The sequence below is a fragment of the Rubellimicrobium arenae genome (assembly GCF_017916275.1).
GTDB classification, from domain to species: domain Bacteria; phylum Pseudomonadota; class Alphaproteobacteria; order Rhodobacterales; family Rhodobacteraceae; genus Rubellimicrobium; species Rubellimicrobium arenae.
The window spans coordinates 58,825-75,997 of the sequence record NZ_JAFMST010000015.1 but is presented as its reverse complement, the minus strand read 5'-3'; the positions used below and the strand labels follow the sequence as shown (position 1 = coordinate 75,997).

The 17,173-nt window shown below is 69.8% G+C and carries 14 protein-coding genes, 1 tRNA gene and 1 pseudogene; 7 read left to right on the top strand and 9 right to left on the bottom strand.

The features are described from left to right. The 5 genes from J3P31_RS19390 to J3P31_RS19370 all read left to right on the top strand — a co-directional run bounded on the left by J3P31_RS19390 (window position 1) and on the right by J3P31_RS19370 (window position 5,992). Window positions 1-77 (top strand) — tRNA-Met (locus tag J3P31_RS19390). Window positions 78-1,084: 1,007 nt separating this feature from the next. After that, window positions 1,085-2,164: an endonuclease/exonuclease/phosphatase family protein gene (locus tag J3P31_RS19385; RefSeq protein WP_210530174.1), complete on the top strand. Its 1,080-nt coding sequence runs from the start codon at window positions 1,085-1,087 to the stop codon at window positions 2,162-2,164. A 1,290-nt stretch (window positions 2,165-3,454) separates the two neighbouring features. Beyond that, window positions 3,455-3,853 (top strand): VOC family protein, encoded by a 399-nt coding sequence (locus J3P31_RS19380; protein WP_210530173.1) that lies wholly within the window; start codon window positions 3,455-3,457, stop codon window positions 3,851-3,853. Window positions 3,854-3,880: 27 nt separating this feature from the next. After that, window positions 3,881-4,402: a gluconate 2-dehydrogenase subunit 3 family protein gene (locus tag J3P31_RS19375; RefSeq protein WP_210530172.1), complete on the top strand. Its 522-nt coding sequence runs from the start codon at window positions 3,881-3,883 to the stop codon at window positions 4,400-4,402. 18 nt (window positions 4,403-4,420) lie between these two features. Next, a complete protein-coding gene (locus J3P31_RS19370) occupies window positions 4,421-5,992 on the top strand; it encodes a GMC family oxidoreductase (protein WP_210530171.1) in 1,572 nt (523 codons plus the stop codon). Between the two features lie 66 nt (window positions 5,993-6,058). Here the strand turns inward: J3P31_RS19370 and J3P31_RS19365 are convergent, their stop codons facing one another. Then, entirely contained in the window at window positions 6,059-6,628 is a 570-nt protein-coding gene (locus tag J3P31_RS19365; protein WP_210530170.1) for an HdeA/HdeB family chaperone, read from the bottom strand. 197 nt (window positions 6,629-6,825) lie between these two features. On the opposite strand from J3P31_RS19365, the gene J3P31_RS21510 reads away from it, so the two are divergent. Continuing rightward, window positions 6,826-7,536 (top strand): hypothetical protein, encoded by a 711-nt coding sequence (locus J3P31_RS21510; RefSeq protein ID WP_246849682.1) that lies wholly within the window; start codon window positions 6,826-6,828, stop codon window positions 7,534-7,536. Window positions 7,537-7,587: 51 nt separating this feature from the next. On the opposite strand, the pseudogene J3P31_RS21900 reads toward J3P31_RS21510, so the two are convergent. The 4 genes and pseudogenes from J3P31_RS21900 to J3P31_RS19345 form a co-directional block, all read right to left on the bottom strand. After that, window positions 7,588-7,755, bottom strand: a pseudogene (locus J3P31_RS21900) (D-lactate dehydrogenase); the annotation flags it as partial. Window positions 7,756-7,904: 149 nt separating this feature from the next. Then, window positions 7,905-8,411, bottom strand: a complete 507-nt coding sequence (locus tag J3P31_RS19355; protein WP_210530169.1) for a GAF domain-containing protein — start codon at window positions 8,409-8,411, stop codon at window positions 7,905-7,907. 275 nt (window positions 8,412-8,686) lie between these two features. Continuing rightward, window positions 8,687-10,672, bottom strand: a complete 1,986-nt coding sequence (locus J3P31_RS19350) for a response regulator (protein WP_210530168.1) — start codon at window positions 10,670-10,672, stop codon at window positions 8,687-8,689. A 2-nt stretch (window positions 10,673-10,674) separates the two neighbouring features. Continuing rightward, the gene (locus tag J3P31_RS19345) at window positions 10,675-12,174 is read right to left on the bottom strand and encodes an ATPase domain-containing protein (RefSeq protein ID WP_210530167.1); all 1,500 of its coding nucleotides are present in this window, start codon (window positions 12,172-12,174) and stop codon (window positions 10,675-10,677) included. 340 nt (window positions 12,175-12,514) lie between these two features. On the opposite strand from J3P31_RS19345, the gene J3P31_RS19340 reads away from it, so the two are divergent. After that, window positions 12,515-13,459: a sugar kinase gene (locus J3P31_RS19340; protein ID WP_210530166.1), complete on the top strand. Its 945-nt coding sequence runs from the start codon at window positions 12,515-12,517 to the stop codon at window positions 13,457-13,459. On the opposite strand, the gene J3P31_RS19335 is transcribed toward J3P31_RS19340, so the two are convergent. From J3P31_RS19335 to J3P31_RS19320, 4 genes are read right to left on the bottom strand one after another with little or no spacing between them, the layout of a single operon-like run. Next, a complete protein-coding gene (locus J3P31_RS19335; protein ID WP_210530165.1) occupies window positions 13,444-14,187 on the bottom strand; it encodes a GolD/DthD family dehydrogenase in 744 nt (247 codons plus the stop codon). The genes J3P31_RS19340 and J3P31_RS19335 overlap by 16 nt on opposite strands. A gap of 11 nt (window positions 14,188-14,198) precedes the next feature. Beyond that, the gene (locus J3P31_RS19330; RefSeq protein ID WP_210530164.1) at window positions 14,199-14,960 is read right to left on the bottom strand and encodes an SDR family NAD(P)-dependent oxidoreductase; all 762 of its coding nucleotides are present in this window, start codon (window positions 14,958-14,960) and stop codon (window positions 14,199-14,201) included. A gap of 25 nt (window positions 14,961-14,985) precedes the next feature. Further along, window positions 14,986-16,101, bottom strand: coding sequence for an alcohol dehydrogenase catalytic domain-containing protein (locus J3P31_RS19325; RefSeq protein WP_210530163.1), 1,116 nt, complete (start codon window positions 16,099-16,101; stop codon window positions 14,986-14,988). Next, window positions 16,098-17,171 carry an ABC transporter ATP-binding protein gene (locus J3P31_RS19320; protein ID WP_210530162.1) on the bottom strand — a complete coding sequence of 358 codons (1,074 nt, stop codon included), beginning with the start codon at window positions 17,169-17,171 and terminating at the stop codon, window positions 16,098-16,100. Before J3P31_RS19320 ends, J3P31_RS19325 begins: the two co-directional genes overlap by 4 nt. Window positions 17,172-17,173 lie beyond the last annotated feature (2 nt).

Sequence of the window (17,173 nt, the reverse complement as noted above, 5' to 3'; positions counted from 1 at the left end):
CGCGGGGTGGAGCAGCCCGGTAGCTCGTCAGGCTCATAACCTGAAGGCCGCAGGTTCAAATCCTGCCCCCGCAACCAAGTTGAGCGAACAGACGGTCGAAGGCGAAAGCCCGAGACTATTATCGCGGACCTCCTCAGACCCAAGCCCCCGACTGCACAAGCGGCGGGGGCTTCGTCGTTTTCGGAGGCCGCTCGAACGCTTGCAACTCTGTAAATCGACGTGAACGGAGCCTTCCGAACGGCATGCCGGCCCGTGGCGTCGTGGAAGGCCACGCTCAGAGGCCCGACACACCTCCGACCGAGTACCCCGCCGAAAAATCGAATATCATGCTTGCCAAACAGAGGGCATCTACACATGCCCCAGCCGGCCCGAATGCACAGACATGGAAGCTGTCCTTCGCCAGGTCGATCGCCAAGATGCCGACATTCGTCGGCATCGAGGCGCCTTCCACTCGGTTGCGATACAACCGACATGGCATGCAAGATGCCTTGGGTAGGGGCATCCGGCAGGGTGGGGTGGCGCCTGCATGAGATGAAGATCCATATGCTGCGTCAGAACTACAGCCACCCCGATCGGTACGGTGGCGAGCTGGACCAAGTGGCCCCGTGGAACGTCCTGATCCGGCCGGCTCTGCAACGGGTCTATGCCATCCCAGAGGCGGACGGAATGGACGTGCGATTCCGGAACGCGCTCGGGGCTCTTGCCCATCGGAGCCGTGCCTCCCGATCATGTTGACGCGGCGCTGGTCCGGTCCAGGGTCAACGGTCGGCCAAGCCGCGGCGCAACGATCTGGCCCGGCTGATCCGTGCGGCCTTGTCGATCCCGGGGCTCGACCGCATGGCGCTGGCCATGGCAGTGAATCCAGGGGCGGCGGTCACGAAGCCAACGTCCAATGGCCAAGACCAGACGGGACCGGGCGGTCGGCCCTGATCCCCCGGCCGCGGATCGTCGGGACGGCCTTTGCTGCGGGGCCGCTTGTTCATTCCCGCTGATATCTCCCGCTCGGCATCCGGCCGGATCGAGCTAAGGTTCGTTTGGATGGCGCGGGGTCAGTCAGGGCCGGCGCAGCAAGGCGGGAGACCCCATGACGTTTGCTCTGTTCGCGGTCGGTGGCGGGCTGGTTCTCCTGACCGTTCTGTCACGGCTCCGTAGCGCCCGATGGTGGATCCGTCTTGCCGACTTCCCACGGATGCAGATCGCGTCCGGTCTGGTGCTCGTGCTGGTGGCCCATGCGGCTCTCATCGGCTGGGTCAGCAGGGCCAATGCGCTTTTCGGGACGGCGCTGCTTCTCGCCCTGACCTACCAGGGCTGGCGGATCTACCCCTACACCCGGTTTGCGAGCAAACAGGTGCTCGGAGCCCGTCCGGTTGGGCCCGGCCCGGATCCGCGCGGGCTCCGGATCCTGGTGTCCAATGTCCTGATGGAGAACCGGTCCTCCGAGGGCCTGCTCGCCCTTGTGCGGGACCTCGACCCGGATCTGGTGTTCGCGGTCGAGACGGACGACTGGTGGACTCGTCAGCTCGCCGTGCTGGACGAGCGCTTTCCTTATCGGTTGAAGCAGCCGCAGGGCAATTACTACGGCCTGAACTTCTTCTCCAAGCTTGAGCTGCGGTCGCCCGAGGTGCGCTTTCTGGTGGAATCGGACGTGCCGTCGGTGCGGACCGGCGTTCGCCTGAGGTCAGGCGATTGGATCGAGTTCTACGGCCTGCATCCCCGGCCACCGGAGGTGCAGGCCGACACCGAGACCCGCGACGCCGAGATCCTGATCGTCGGTCGGGAGATCCGGGCCGACGGACGCCCTTCCATCGTGGCGGGGGACCTCAACGATGTGGCTTGGTCGCACACGACGCGGCTGTTCCAGCGGATCAGCGGGACGCTCGACCCACGCCGGGGGCGGGGCACCTTCAACACCTTCCATGCCCGCTATCCAGCCTTCCGCTGGCCGCTGGACCACATCTTCTTCGAGGCGTCCTTCACGCTGGTGCGGCTGGCCCGGCTGCCCAACATCGGGTCGGACCACTTTCCCGTCTTTGCCGAGGTGCATTACGAACCTGCGGCCGAAGCTGTTCATGAAACGCCCGAGCCCGACCATGCCGACCTGCGCGAAGCCGAAGCGAAGGTCGTCGAGGGCAAGGAGGCGGCCGGGGCGCAGGCGATCCCATGACCGCAAGCAGGGGGCTCGAAGGTCAGGGCGGCTCCCTCCGCCGTGGTCCGTCATGCCCGACAGGCCAGGCGCGCGAGGCAGGCCACGAAGTCATTCGCAGGACAGGCAGGCCACCCCTGGCCGCGGATCCGGAGTGGATCATGAGCGGGGTGCGCGTCGGTCTTTCCACCCAAGGGTTCGACGTGTCGTCCGATCCGGCGGTGGTCCTGGTCATGGGCGGCCGCCTTAGGCTGGGCTAGCTGGATGACCTGTCCCGGCGCTGGCCGGCCACGGCCGCTTCGTGGTCCGGTGCGACAACCCCGACATCGGCCGTTCAACCGCCGATCCTCCGGGCGCGCCGCCGGAAGCCGTCGAGGCGATGGTGAGCAACCTGATGGCCGCGATGCACGCCTATGGTCTGGACCCTAACCCAGGTTGCGGGCAGGTCGCGGGGCGGCCCCATCGATCAGATGGCTGCCCTGTCCCACCCTGACCGGGGGCGTCGATGAACCTGATCGGGGCGGAGCCTTTGGGCCGGGATGACGGGCCGCTGCCCCATATCCCTTTGGCGTTCCCGGAGCACTTCGCCACCCTCCTCAGACTCGACTGGCCGGCCGACGAGGCTGCGAAGACCTTTCTCCTTGGCGGGGGCGGCTCTGCGCCGGCTCGGGCCACCCTTTCGACCCGGACCGGGCAAGGGCCTATGTCGAGGCCGCCATGAGGGGCTCGCCCTACCTTGCCAGCATCTTCAACCAAGGCCTCGTGCCATTGCGCAAGGATCGGGCGGGCGGCGCTGGAGACTCGCGACGCAGGGGACCCGATCCTGCCCTTGTCAAACGGCGAGGCGCTCGCATCGGGCGCTGCGGGCGCACGCCCCCGGGGGCTGCCAGATGTCGGGCAGGGACTGCCAGCCGTAATCAGCCCGCAGATCGCGGAAGCGATCGCCCGCCAGACCTTCTGATGCGAGGCGACTGTCACCCGGCAGGGTCGGCATTGCCAGCCCGCGCCCTGCCGCCAGAGTTTTCCGTGGGAACCACGGCTTGCGCAGGGCGGGGAAGGACAGAACCCGTGGCCGGGGTCCTTCGGAGGCTCGGACCGTCGTACCCGATGGTCCGGCATCGGCAGGCTGATAACGTGAATGCGTCCGGCCCCCCTCTTGCCGACCTTGGTCGTAGCTGGACTTGCCGTGCCGACCGGCTAGACTTCCACTTCAGGTGGAGCAGCGAAGAACTGTCGCCGCAGTCCGTCCCTGTCGCGTCACAAGGTTCCGCAGCCGCCTTCAAGAAGTCCGAATGGACAAGAGGGAGGGCCATGGCCAAGGCGATCCATTCCATGATCCGCGTCCTTGAGGAGGCGCGGTCGGTCGAGTTCTACGGGCGGGCGTTCGGCCTGGCCGTGGACACGCGGCTCGACTTCGAGAGCTTCACGCTTCTCTACCTGCGCAACGCCGAGGCCGACTTCGAGCTGGAGCTCACCGTCAACAAGGGCCGGACCGCGCCCTATGATCTGGGCGACGGCTACGGGCACCTGGCCTTCGTGGTCGAGGACCTCGAGGCCGAGCACGCGCGCCTGACCGCGGCGGGCTACGCCCCTCGCAAGCTGGTGAGCTTCGCCCCCGACGGCGGCGAGCCCATCGCGCGCTTCTTCTTCATTGCCGACCCGGACGGCTACCAGATCGAGGTGCTGCAAAAGGCCGGACGCTACCGCTGATTTTCGGCTGATCTAAGGGAGGAGATCATGACGAAACCGAACCCTCGTGGCCTGACGCGCCGCGAGTTGCTGACGCGCAGCCTTGCGGCTGGCGGGAGCTTTCTCGTTGGCACGAGTTGGGTGACCAGCCAGTCCGCCGCCTGGGCCGTGGAGGTTGCCACCCTCAAGCCCGAGACCATGGCGACGCTGGTGCAGATGGCCCGCGACATCTACCCCCATGACCGCATTCCGGACGACCGTTACGTCGTCGCCGTCAAGGGTTACGACACCCCGGAGCAGGCCCCCATGATTGAGGAGGGCATCGCCGCCCTGAACGCGGCCGCCAGGGGCCAGGGCTTCGACAGCTACCTCGCGGCCGGCTGGGAGGACGACCGCGTGGAGATGCTGAAGGCCATGGAGCAGAGCGAGTTCTTCCAGACCGTCCGCGCCGGTCTCGTGACCGGGCTCTACAACCAGAAGGAGGTCTGGCCGCTCTTCGGCTACGAGGGCGAGAGCTACAGCCATGGCGGCTACATCGACCGCGGCTTCAACGACATCGACTGGCTTTAGGGCGGGGAGGCGCGGACCATGGTTGCGAAGTACGACCTGAACGACGACAGCGTGGTCGTCATCATCGGCACCGGCGCGGGCGGTGGCACCCTGGCCAACGAGCTGGCGCAGAAAGGCATCAAGGTGGTCGCCCTGGAGGCGGGCGGCCGCTACCTGCCGCAGGACTACATCAACGACGAATGGGAGAGCTTCGGCCAGCTGGCCTGGCTCGACACCCGGAAGTCGGTGGGCAACTGGCGCGTGGCCCGCGACTTCGGCGGCCTGCCCACCTGGATCGTCAAGGCCGTGGGCGGCACCACGACCCACTGGGCCGGTGCGTCTCTGCGCTTCCAGGACCACGAGTGGAAGACGCTGACCCACTACGGCCAGGTGGATGGGGCGAGCCTCCTCGATTGGCCGATCGACGCCGCCGAGATGGACCCCTGGTACACCAAGGCCGAGGCCAAGATGGGCGTGACCCGGACCAACGGCCTGCCGGGCCTGCCGGGGAACAACAACTACCTCGTCATGGAGAAAGGCGCCAAGGCGCTGGGCTACGAGGAGGTCCATACGGGGCGCATGGCGATCAACTCGATCGAGTACGGCGACCGGATGTCCTGCCAGCAGACCGGTTTCTGCTTCCAGGGCTGCAAGTGGGGCGCCAAGTGGTCCACCGCCTACACCGAGATCCCCCTGGGCGAGGAGACGGGCTTCCTCGAGGTGCGCGAGCGTGCCCATGCGGCCCGCATCGAGCATGACGACACCGGCAAGGTCACGGGCGTCGTCTACTTCGACGCGGACGGGCAGGAGCAGCGGCAGGCCGCGCGCCTCGTCTGCGTGGCCGGCAACACCATCGAGTCGCCCCGCCTCCTGCTGAACTCGGCCTCGTCGATGTTCCCGGACGGGCTCGCCAACTCCTCGGGGCAGGTCGGGCGCAACTACATGCGGCACACCACCGGCTCGGTCTACTCGGTCTTCGAGAAGCCGGTCCGCATGTGGCGCGGCACGACCATGGCCGGCATCGTGCGGGACGAGGCGCGGCACGACCCCTCGCGCGGGTTCGTGGGCGGCTATGAACTGGAGACGCTGTCGCTGGGCCTGCCCTTCATGGCGGCCTTCCTCGACCCGGGCGGCTGGGGCCGAAGCTTCACCTCGGCGATGGAGGGCTATGAGAACATGGCCGGCATGTGGATCGTGGGCGAGGACATGCCGCAGGAAACGAACCGGGTCACCGTGGACGCCGACGTCGTGGACCAGCACGGCCTCCCCACGCCCATCGTCCACTACGACGACCACCCGAACGACATCGCCATGCGCGACCACGCCTACGAGCGCGGCATCGCGATCCACAAGGCGGCGGGCGCGGTGCGGAGCTTCCCGACGCCGCCCTATCCCTCGACGCACAACCTCGGCACCAACCGCATGTCCGAGAGTCCGAGGGATGGCGTCGTCAACCGCTGGGGCCAGTCGCACGACATCGCCAACCTGTTCGTTTCGGACGGCTCCCAGTTCACGACCGGAGCGGCCGAGAACCCGACGCTGACCATCGTCGCGCTGGCCATCCGGCAGGCCGATCACATCGCCAGCGAGATGAGCGCGGGCAACCTCTGAGGGGCTGCGGCTCCTGACGGATGGTGGGGGAGCGGGCGTCCGCTCCCCTGGCGCTGGCGGGTCGCGTCACTCGTAGTCGGCGTGGGCGGCGCGCATCGCGTCCGAGGCCAGGGCGTCGGGCGCGCCCAGGCACGATGTCCGCATGGCCGTCAGCTTGGGGTCGGCCGGGGTGTCGGCGAGCGACTCCCCGGTCAGCGCCTCGGGCGAGGGTTCGCCCGCGTCCGCCGCGACCGTGTCCTCGATCTCGGCGACCTCGCCGGCGTCGGCCGGGCCACTCGCCCCGCCTCCAGCGTCCGCGCTCGCCGGTCCCTTGGCCCCCGGCTCTGCATCGCCCGGCGTTGCGGCGCCGTCCGTCGCCCCGGCCGCCTCCGGATCGCCGGAGGCGCCTCCCAGGCCATCGGCTCCGCCGACCTCCGCCTCGGTCCCGACCGGCAGGGGCGTGTCCGGGAGCGGGTCGCCGTTCGCCTGCGCGCGCATTGCCAGCATGATCGTCATCTGATCCTCGGGCGCGAACTCGATGAACTCCCGACAGGTCATCGCATCGAGGCGTCCCCCTGCATCCGCCGACGCGTCCTGGGCCAGGGCCGGGACTGCGACGGTCCCTGCGATGGCTGCCGCCTGGATCAAGTTCCTCATGGGCTCCTCCAATCGCCGCCTCCCGCGGCGTCGACCAACGTCCGAGCCCAGCGAAAGTGCCCGCGCCCTGACCGAAACCGCGGCGATCCGGCGGAACCCGGCCCGCTTGGGCTGGTTCGCTCGTCAGGAGGGGGCTGAACAGCCCTGGGAGACGCAGCGGCGCGGTCAAGGCGTCCGGCCCTGCAAAGGAGGAAAAGATGTCGTACCGGATTGCCGTGGCGCCCCTGGCGCTGCTTGCCCTGTCCAGCGCCGCTTGGGCTCAGGACGACCCGCAGACCGTGGGTGTCAGCGTGGACGGCACGGTCGTCGAGATCCCCGTGGAGCAGGCGGCACAGGCCTGTGGCGTGGACGCGGAAACGCTCCTGGCCGAATGGAACGCGCTCGGGACCGAGATTTCGACCATGGCGGACACCTCCGTCCAGGCCGACGCGACCGACCTGGCCCCCGAAGTGGCGGTGGACACGCCCATGGATGCCGCCATCGACGGCCAGACGGTGACCGATGGGGCGGACGCCACCAGCGAGGCGGACGGGAGCGCGGCGCAGGACGTGGCCTCGGACGTGAACGCCGTAACGGAGGGCGCGACCGCCCCGGCGGCCGAGGGAACCCCCGGCACCATTTCCGACGTCCAGGCGACGGCCGCCGACACGGAGCCGGGCACGACCCCCGATGTCCCCGCTGACGGTACCATGGACGCGGGCGTGGAGGCCATGGCGGACAGCTCGGCCACAGGCGACGACCCGGCCACCGCCGACGCCGCGACCTCTCGGGAGGTGGCATCGGCCGGGAGCGAGGACGAGGGCGGCATGCCATCCACCCCGACCGAAGGAACCACGCTCTCCAAGTCCGCCGTCTGCGAGGTCAGCCGGGACACGGCCGCCTCGCTCGGCATCGCCGTGCCGGACTGAGCCCGGGCGGATGCGGTGCGCCTCAGGGCCGGGGCGTGCCGCGATTCCGGGGTTGAACCGGGGCAAGGGATCGAGGTTCTCGTAGAAGGCGGCCGGTTGCGGCTTGGCCGTGCAAAGCTGCCCGGCATGGTGCCCGGCCGGGTGTTCCTCGCCCTGATCGTCCAGCATCCGCAGCATGGCGCCCTTAAGGATGTGCGGATCGGCCCCGCGCTTCAGCACGTCGTCCAGGCCTCATGCCAGCCAGGCCGGAAGCCGGTTCCGGGGGCCGGCGGTCCAAGGCGCGGACTCCGGGCGCGGCCGTCCAGCGCAGGCCAGGGCCTGTCCGGTCCATGCGGCGGGACGGCCTGCACCCGGGGGTGGCCAGGGGGTCAGGTCGACTTGGGCGCGGCGAGCGCGTCCTCAAGGATGACGGTCATGACATGTTCCGCCCAGTCGGTCAGCTCAGCCCGCTCGTCCCCTGTGAACTGGCGAGGCTTCGTGTCGAGCACGCAAACGCCTCCAAGCCTCACGTCGCCCCGATAGATGAGCGGCGCTCCGGCGTAGAAGCGGACAAACGGCTCACCCGTCACGAACGGGTTGCGGGCAAAGCGCTGGTCCTCGTTGAGGTCGGGCACGACCAGCACCTCGTCCGAGCGGATCGTGTGATCGCAGAACGCCGCCGCTCGGGGGGAGCTTTCAAGGGTCGTGCCGGACCGCGCCCGGATGATCTGCTGGTCGCGGTCGATCAGGGTGACCAGGGCCACCGGCGCCTGAAACCGCTCCCGCAGGCCGTCGCAGATCCGGTCGAGCTCGGGCGCGCATCGCGGCCTGAGAAGGTCCAACCCCGCCAGGACCTGGAGGCGCTGCTGTTCAAGGCGGGATCGTTCGTCAGGCACCGCAGGATGGTCCATGCTGTCGAGGCGCCATCACCGCACCTGTTCCTGCAGAACGAAGCCGCGGCGGCCCGACCGGGTTCCCGCCCGATCGAGCATGGCACGCAAGGCGTGGCCCCGTGACTACAGGGCTCGGGGTCCGGAGGTCGAGCCGTCGCCTGCGAGGGCGCGCCAGCAGGGCGCCTTTCGGCAGGCCGCCCAGCCCAGATTTGAGCCGGGCTCTGGGACCGACGCGCCCGCCGCCCGCCATGTCGGCGCTCATCGCTCGCCGCGGGGGCTCACTCGACGATGCGCAGCTGGGTCGCCGGCCTTGGCGCGGGCCTGTCCTCCAGAAGCGCCGCCAGACGGGCGGCCAGATCGACCTGCCGGAATGGCTTGGCCAGCTTCGCCACGTCCCCCGGCACGTCCGAGGCCGCATTGGTGTAGCCTGTGATCAGAACGATGGGGACCGTGCTGCCGCTCTGCCGGATCTCCTGGATCAGGGCGGCTCCGGACATGCCCGGCATGAGGTAGTCCGTCACGACCAGGTCGACCTGCGCGCCCGAGCGCAGCATGGTCAGGGCCCGGGCGCCGGAGGTCGCCTCCAGGACCGTGTAGCCCAGGTCGCGAAGCATGTCGGCGGTGCTTGCCCGCACGAGCTCCTCGTCGTCCACGAGAAGCACGGTCGAGCCCGGGCGCGCCACCCTGGGCTCGTCCGTCGCCCCCGCGAGAGGCCCGGCTGCCCGCGCCGTCGCCGGCAGCCACAAGGTGACGACGGTGCCGCGCCCGGGCTCGCTGGCCAGTTCGAGGATCCCGCCGGACTGGGCCGCGAGCCCATGCACCATGGACAGGCCGAGCCCCGTGCCGCGTCCTACCCCCTTGGTGCTGAAGAACGGCTCGACGGCCTTGGCCAGGGTGGCCCTGTCCATGCCGGTGCCGGTGTCGCGCACGATCGTCCGGACATAGGGACCGGGCTTCAGGCCCGCCGGATGGCCGGCCCCCGCGACCATCCGGTCCACCATGATGGATAGACGGCCCCCCTGGGGCATGGCGTCCCGGGCATTGATGGCGAGGTTCAGGAGCGCCAGCTCGAGCTGGTTGGGATCCACCCGGGCGGCCGGAAGATCCGGCGCGACCTCGACATCGACCCGGATCGTGGGCCCAAGCGAGCGACGGACGAGTTCGACGATGCCATCGAGCAGCGCCCCGAGGTCCACCGATTGCGGCGCCAGGGTCTGGCGGCGCGAGAAGGCCAGGAGCCGCTGGGTGAGAGTGGCCGCGCGCTCGGCCGCCTGCAACGCGCCGTCGAGCAGCCGTTCGGCCCGGGCGTCGCCCCTGATGCGCCGGCGAAGGATGTCGAGGCTGCCCAGGATCGGGGTCAGCAGGTTGTTGAAGTCGTGGGCGACGCCGCCCGTGAGCTGGCCGATGCTGTCCATCTTGGCGACCTGGGCCAGGCGCGCATCCGCCTCCTTGCGCGCGGTCACGTCCGAGATCACTCCCGTCATGCGAACGGGCCGGCCCGACGGGTCGCGGTGGACACGCCCCTTGAGGGCAACCCAGCGGCTCGTTCCGTCCGCGGCGTCGATGCGGCACTCGATCTCGAGCACGCCCTTCTCCAGCGCCGCGTCGAAGGCTGCCGCCACCGTGCCACGCTCCTCGGGCACCACATGGCGCAGGAAGGCCTCGCGCCCCCAGCGGGGCTGGAGGCCGGCATAGCCGAAGATCTCGTCGTGGCGCAGCGTCCGCCGGGCCGTGTCATGGACCAGGTCCAGGTCCCAGCTGCCCATCTCGGCCGCGTCGAGGGCGATTTGGAGGCTCTCGCGGGCGGTCTCCAGCTCGCGCGTCCGATCGGCCACGGACTGCTCCAGCGTGCCCGCGAAGGCGCGGACCTCGTACTGGCGCTGGCGCGCCTTGAGCGCCGACCGGACAGCGCCCAGGAGAGCCTCGGCATGAAGGGGCCGTTCGAGGAGGAGGACGTTGCCCAGGCTGTCCAGAATGGCCGCCGCCGCGGCCGTGCGGGGCGCCCGGGCGCCGTTGGCCAGGACGATGAAGGGGAAATCCGACCAGCGCGGCTGCATGCTCACCCAGGCCGTGAGGCCGGCCCGGTGCCCCGCCGCGAGCGCCTCCTCGGTGACGAGGGCCGCTCCCGCTCCTTCGGCCAGGTGCTCGACCAAGGCGTCCAGGCTGTCGCAGACCAGGGTGTTCATGCCCTTCTGCCCCAGCAGGTCGGCCGCGAGAGCCGCATCCCGACCGCGGGGCGCCAGGATGAGAACGCGTCCTTCCATGGTCAGGAACTCTCGGCCGGGCGTGACGACAGCAGCTCCTGGCTGGCCCCGCGATAGGTCGGCACGCCCGAGAGAACGCCCTGGAACTCGCGCAGGGCCCGGCCCACGGTCAGCCCTCCGGCGTCGATGCGGAACTCCCGGATGGTGCGCTCATGGCGGGTCGTGCGGGTCTTGATCACGGAGATGGCCTGCCGCACCTCGCCGTCGGCCTCGAAGAAGCGCAACTGCATCACGGTGTCGGCCAGATAGCTCAGGTCCACGTCCGAACGGATGTCCCCCATGACCCCATGCTGGCCCAGCACCAGCAGGGAGACCACGCCATGATAGGCAAGGTAGCCCAGGAGCTCATGCATCTGCAGGATGAGGTACTGTTCGTCGGGCATCGCCTGGAGATAGGCGTTGAGGCTGTCGACGGCCACGACGGTGGCGCCGTTCTCCTCGACCGCGTGACGGACCAGGCCCGAGAACTCGCCCGGCGACAGCTCGGCCGGATCGATGCGGCGCAGGTCGAGCTGGCCCGTGTCCACGAAGGGCTGGAGGGCCATCCCCAGGTTGGCCGAGCGGGCCAGCAGCGTCGGCAGGCGCTCGTCGAACAGGAAATAGGCCGCCCGTTCCCCGCGCCGCAGCGCCGCGACCAGGCATTGCATCAGGGTCGTGGTCTTCCCCACGCCCGCGGGGCCGCCCAGGAGCGTCGCCGTGCCGGGCACGAGGCCCCCGCCCAGGAGGTCGTCCAGCTCCGGGCTGCCGGTGGACCGCGGTTCGGGGTCCACGGGCGTGATCGCATCCCTCGCGACAAGGCGCGGGTAGACCCGAAGGCCGCCCCGCAGGATGGCGAAGTCATGATACCCGCCGCGATAGCGCATCCCGCGCATCTTCACGACCGTGAGGCGGCGTCGTTCCGCGCCGAAGCCCGTGACGATCTGCTCGAGCGAGATGACCCCATGCGCGATGCTATGAAGCTGGATGTCGCCGGTTTCCGAGCTCTTGTCGTCAAGCACCAGCACGGTGCAGCGGCGCGAGGAGAAGAAATGCTTGAGCGCCAGGATCTGCCGCCGGTAGCGAAGCGGGCTCTGGGCCAGGAGCCGCAGCTCCGACAGGCTGTCGAGCACCACGCGCCGGGGATCCAGCGCCTCGACGCGCGCCATGACGCTGCGCACGGTCTCGCCCAGCTCCACCTCGCTCGGATGGAGGAGCGTCTGCTCCTGGTCCTCGCCCAGCCCCACCTCGGGCACCATCTCGAAGACTTCGACATGGTCCAGGGACCAGCCGTGCGTCGCGGCCACGGCGCGCAGCTCCGCCTCGGTCTCGGACAGGGTGATGTAGAGCGTGGGCTCGCCGAGCTCGGCCCCGGCCAGAAGGAAGCCAAGGCCCAGCGTCGTCTTGCCCGTGCCCGGCGTGCCTTCCACGAGGTAGAGCCGCTCGGGGGTCAGGCCGCCGCCCAGGACGGCGTCGAGCCCGGCGATGCCGCTGGAAGCCAGGGCGGAAGGAGTGTCGTCCTGCATTCGCGGGATCTTCTCTTGCATGAGGTCTAGGTCACGAACCACAAGGACGGGACGCGCCGGTGGGGTCCAGGCGCAGCGATCCATGTAGGGCGGACCCGGGGTCGCGTCGAACAGGAACACGGGTCCGGCATGGTGCCATTCCCGCCCGTTCGCCGCACAAGTTGGATTCTCCGGCCTGGCTGCGGCTGGACCTCGAAGCGGCTCCTGCTCTAGCCAAGGACCCAGGACAGACTGGGGGGAGGGCAGGCATGTCGACGGCGATCAGACGGGTCTCCGGCCATGCGGGACAGCAGGTCGACTGGCGGGGGCGGGGCGCGGGAACGGCGGCGGGGATGGAGTCATGACGCGCGTCCTCGTGATCGGCGAGATCCTTGTCGAGATCATGGCCACGAAGCCCGGGCATGGCTTCCGCGAGCCGCTCGACCTTCGGGGGCCGTTCCCGTCGGGCGCGCCTGCGATCTTCGCGGACCAGCTGGCCCGGCAGGGGGTGCCGACGGCGATGATCGCCTGCGTGGGGGACGACGACTTCGGCCGTCTCAACCTCGACCGGCTGGGCCAGGCGGGCGTGGATACGACGGCGATCCGGGTGCATCCGACCGCCGTGACCGGCAGCGCCTTCGTGCGCTACCGGCCCGAGGGCGGCCGGGACTTCGTCTTCAACATCGCCGACAGCGCCTCGGGGCGGCTGGACCGGTCCTCCTCGTCCGACAGGGCCGTCGAGGGCGCCACGCATCTGCATGTGATGGGGTCGTCCCTGTCGACGCCGGCCATCGTGGAGCTGGTTCTCGACGCGGCCGAGCGGATCCGCCGGTCCGGCGGCACCATCTCGTTCGATCCGAACATCCGCCCCGAGATCCTGGGCCATGGCGACATGCGGGCCACGCTGGACCGCGTGCTGGGCCTGACCGACCTGTTCCTTCCAAGCGAAGGCGAGGCGGCCATGTTCGCCGGCGCTCCGGACGACACGGCGGCGCTTCCGGTCCTGTTCGGCCGGGGCATCCGCGCGGTCGTGCTCAAGCTGGGGGCCCGGGGCTCGCGCTATGTCTCGCCCGAGGCCGACGTCGCCGCCCCGGGCTTCGCGGTCGAGGAGGTGGACCCGACCGGCGCGGGCGACACGTTTGGGGCGACGTTCCTGGCGGGCTGGTTCGCCGGCCTCCCCCCGCGCGAGGCGCTGCTCCGGGCCAATGCGGCGGGCGCGATGGCGGTCACCCGGCTCGGCCCCATGGAGGGCGCGTCGGATCCCGCGCGCATCGACGCGTTCCTCCGGGATCAGCGGATCGTGTAGCCGCCGTCGACCCGCAGGTTGGCGCCGTTGACCATCGCGGCGTCATCCCCGGCAAGATACAGCGCCGCGGCCGCGATCTCGTCCGGGCGGGCAAAGCGGCCCACGGGGATCTCGGCCCGGGCGCGCTCGCCCTTTTCGCCGGACCAGCCGGCAATGGCGAGCGGCGTCTCGACCACCGTGGGCGAGATGCAGTTGGACGTGATGCCGAAGCGGCCCCATTCCACCGCCAGGACCATGTTCAGCCCGATCAGCCCGGCCTTGCTCGCGCCGTAAAGGGCGTGGTCCTGAAGGCCGATCACGCCGGCCTGCGAGGCCATGTTGATCACGCGGCCCCGGCCCGAGACCCTGAGGAACGGGAAGGCGGCCCGGGCCATGAGCCAGGGCGCGCGCAGGTTCACCGCCATGACGCGGTCCCAGTCCTCGAGCCGGACCTCCTCGGCGGGCGCGACATGGCCCAGCCCCGCGTTGTTCACCAGGATGTCGATCCCGCCGAGCCGCTCGCCGACGCCGGTTACGGCGGCGGCGATGGCGTCCGGGTCGGACAGGTCGACGCGGACCGGCATGTGGCCGGGACCCAGGTCGGCGGCCAGATCGCCGGTCCCGTCCCGGTCCACGAGGGCCAGCCGAGCGCCGGCCCCCGCGAACCGGCGCGCGATGGCGCCCCCGATCCCTCCGGCCGCGCCGGTCACCAGCGCGACCCGACCCGCAAGGGCGCCGTTGGATGCCATGTCCGGCGTCCTCAGCGGAGGGTGTAGCCGCCGTCGATCGTGACGACGCTGCCCGTCATGTAGCTGGACGCGTCCGTGCACAGGAACAGCGCGAGCGCGGCGATCTCCTCCACGGTGCCGGGTCGGCGCATGGGGGTCATGTCGGTCCAGACCCGCGCCCATTCCGGGTTGGCGAAGCCTCCCTCGGTCATGGCCGTGGTGATGTAGCCCGGCGCGATCGCGTTGACGCGGATGTTGTCCTCGGCCAGGTCGCTGGCCAGGCTCTTCGACAGCATGTGCACCGCCGCCTTCGAGGCGTTGTAGGCCGCCTGCTTCTGCGGGATGTTGCTGATGAGCCCCGAGATCGAGCCGATGTTCAGCATCACGCCGCCGCCCTGCGCCCGCATCGGGTGGATGGCGGCGCGGCAGGCGCGGAACACCGAATCGAAGTTGACGCCCATGAGCCGGCTGAGGCGGTCGTCGTCGAAATCCTCGGTCGCGCCGTGGTCCGCCACGCCCGCGTTGTTCACCAGGATGTCGAGCCGCCCGAAGTCCCGGATCACCCCCGAGACCAGAGCCTCGGCCGCGCCGTGCTCGAGCAGGTCCGCGGGGCGATACTCGACCTCGTGCCCGTCCGCCCGCAGCGACTCGGTGCCGCCCGGATCGGTCCGGGCCGAGATGATGACGCGCGCGCCGGCCTCGGCCAGGGCGCGGGCGATGGCGAGGCCAATGCCCCGCGTGCCGCCCGTCACCAGCGCCACCTTTCCGTCCGCGCGGAAGCGTTCGATGATCATTCCAGTCCTCCCTTGGCTGCGCCCATCAGGGCCGCAGCGTCACCTTGAGCGAGGCCGAGCCGTCGATCACCATCTGGATCCCCTTCTCGAACTCCTCGAGGGGCAGTTTGTGGCTGATGATCTCGTCCATCGGCAAGCGCCCTTCCGCGATCATGCGGATTGCGGTCTCGTAGGCATGGGGGCTGAGGTGCACGCCCTTGATGTCGAGCTCCTTGGTGTCGCCGATGATCGACCAGTCGGCGGTCACCAGCTCGCGGAAAACCGAGAACTCGATGAAGCGGCCGCGCTTGCGGATCATGTCGAGGCCTTGCGTCACCGCGCGGGGGGCGCCGGTCGCCTCGATGTAGACGTCGCAGCCGTAGCCGCCGGTCAGCTCCTTCACCTTCGACACCGCGTCCTCGTCGCGCGGGTTGATGGTGAGGTCGGCGCCGCACTTCCGCGCCAGCTCCAGCCGGGCCGGGTGGAGGTCGAGCGCGATCAGCATCTTCGGGCTCTTCATCCGCGCGGCCGCGACCATGCCAAGGCCCAGGGACCCGCAGCCCGCGATCACCACCACGTCGTTGAAGCGGATCTCGGCCCGGTTGACGGTATGGACGGCGCAGCCCAGCGGCTCCACGAACACGCCGTGCTCGGGGTCCATGCCTTCGGGCAGCTTGTAGTTCAGCGCCTTCTTCGGGAAGACCATGTATTCCGCCCAGGAGCCGGGCGTCCGCTGGTGGAAGCCGTAGATGTCGTGCGGCTCGCAGAGCCAGTAGAGCCCTTCCTTGCAGTACAGGCAGTCGCCGCAGGGCACGATCTGTTCGGAGCAGACATGGTCGCCGATCTTGAGGCCGTCGCGGCCCTCCGCGCCCTCGCCGAAGGCCACGACCTGCGCCACGAACTCGTGGCCCACGGTGATGGGGGGCTCGATGTAGCGGCCCTGGCCGTCGTTGCTGCCCCAGATCTTGGGCGCGCCGTCGTAGCACTTGCCGTCCGAGGCGCAGACCCCGGCCAGGATGACCCGCACCAGCACCTCGCCGGGCCCGGGCTTGGGCACGGGCAGCTCCTCCAGGCGGTAGTCGCGCGGGCCATGGCAGACCACCGCCTTCATCGTGTCCGGGATGACCGAAGCGTCGGTCGCGGGGGAAGTCTGGATGTTCATGCGGTCACCTGCTGCAGATGCGGGACGGGACGGCGGATGCGAAGGCCGTCGGCCGGGTTGAAGAAGAGGCACTGGGACGCGGGCACATCGAAGGCGACGGGCGAGCCGATGGCGGGACGGTGCTTCTTGTCCGTCCTCAGCATGGCGCGGGCCCCCCCGACCTCGACGACAAGGTATGTGGCCTCGCCGGTGGGCTCAACCTCGAAAACGGTGCCCTGGAAGGCGCCGGCGGGGGCCAGCGTGACGTCCTCGGCCCGGAAGCCCAGGGTCGCGGGGCCGCGGCCGGGCGATCCGGGGACGGTCACGCCCGGCGCGCGGAACACGCCGTCCACCACCTCGCCGGTGACGAAGTTCATGGGGGGCGAGCCGATGAAGCCCGCGACGAAGAGGTTCGCCGGATCGTCGTAGATCTCGTCCGGGGTGCCGATCTGCTGGATGGCCCCCTTGTTCATCAGCACGATCCGGTCGGCCAGCGTCATGGCCTCGATCTGGTCGTGGGTGACGTAGATCATCGTCACGCCGATCGTGCGCTGGAGGTGCTTGATCTCGGCCCGCATCGCCACGCGGAGCTTGGCGTCGAGGTTGGAGAGGGGCTCGTCCAGCAGGAACACCTTGGGGTCGCGCACCAGGGCGCGGGCCAGGGCGACCCGCTGCCGCTGTCCGCCCGAAAGGTCCTTGGGCAGCCGCTGGAGATAATCGGTGAGGTCCACCTTCCGCGCGGCGTCAAGGACCTGCTCGCGCGCCTTGGCCTTGTCGACGCGCGTCACCTTCAGAGGGTAGCCGATGTTCTCGGCCACCGTCATGTGGGGGTAGAGCGCGTAGTTCTGGAACACCATCGCCACGTTGCGGCGGCGGGGGTGGACGTTCGTCACGTCCTCCTGCCCGAACAGGAGCTTGCCGGAGGTCACCTCCTCCAGGCCGGCGATGATGCGCATGGTGGTGGACTTGCCGCAGCCCGACGGGCCGAGGAGCACCAGGAATTCGCCGTCCGGGATATGGAGGTCGAGCGACTTGAGCGCCTCGAAGGACCCCCAGTTCTTGCGGACGGATTGCAGCGTGACGGAGGCCAAGG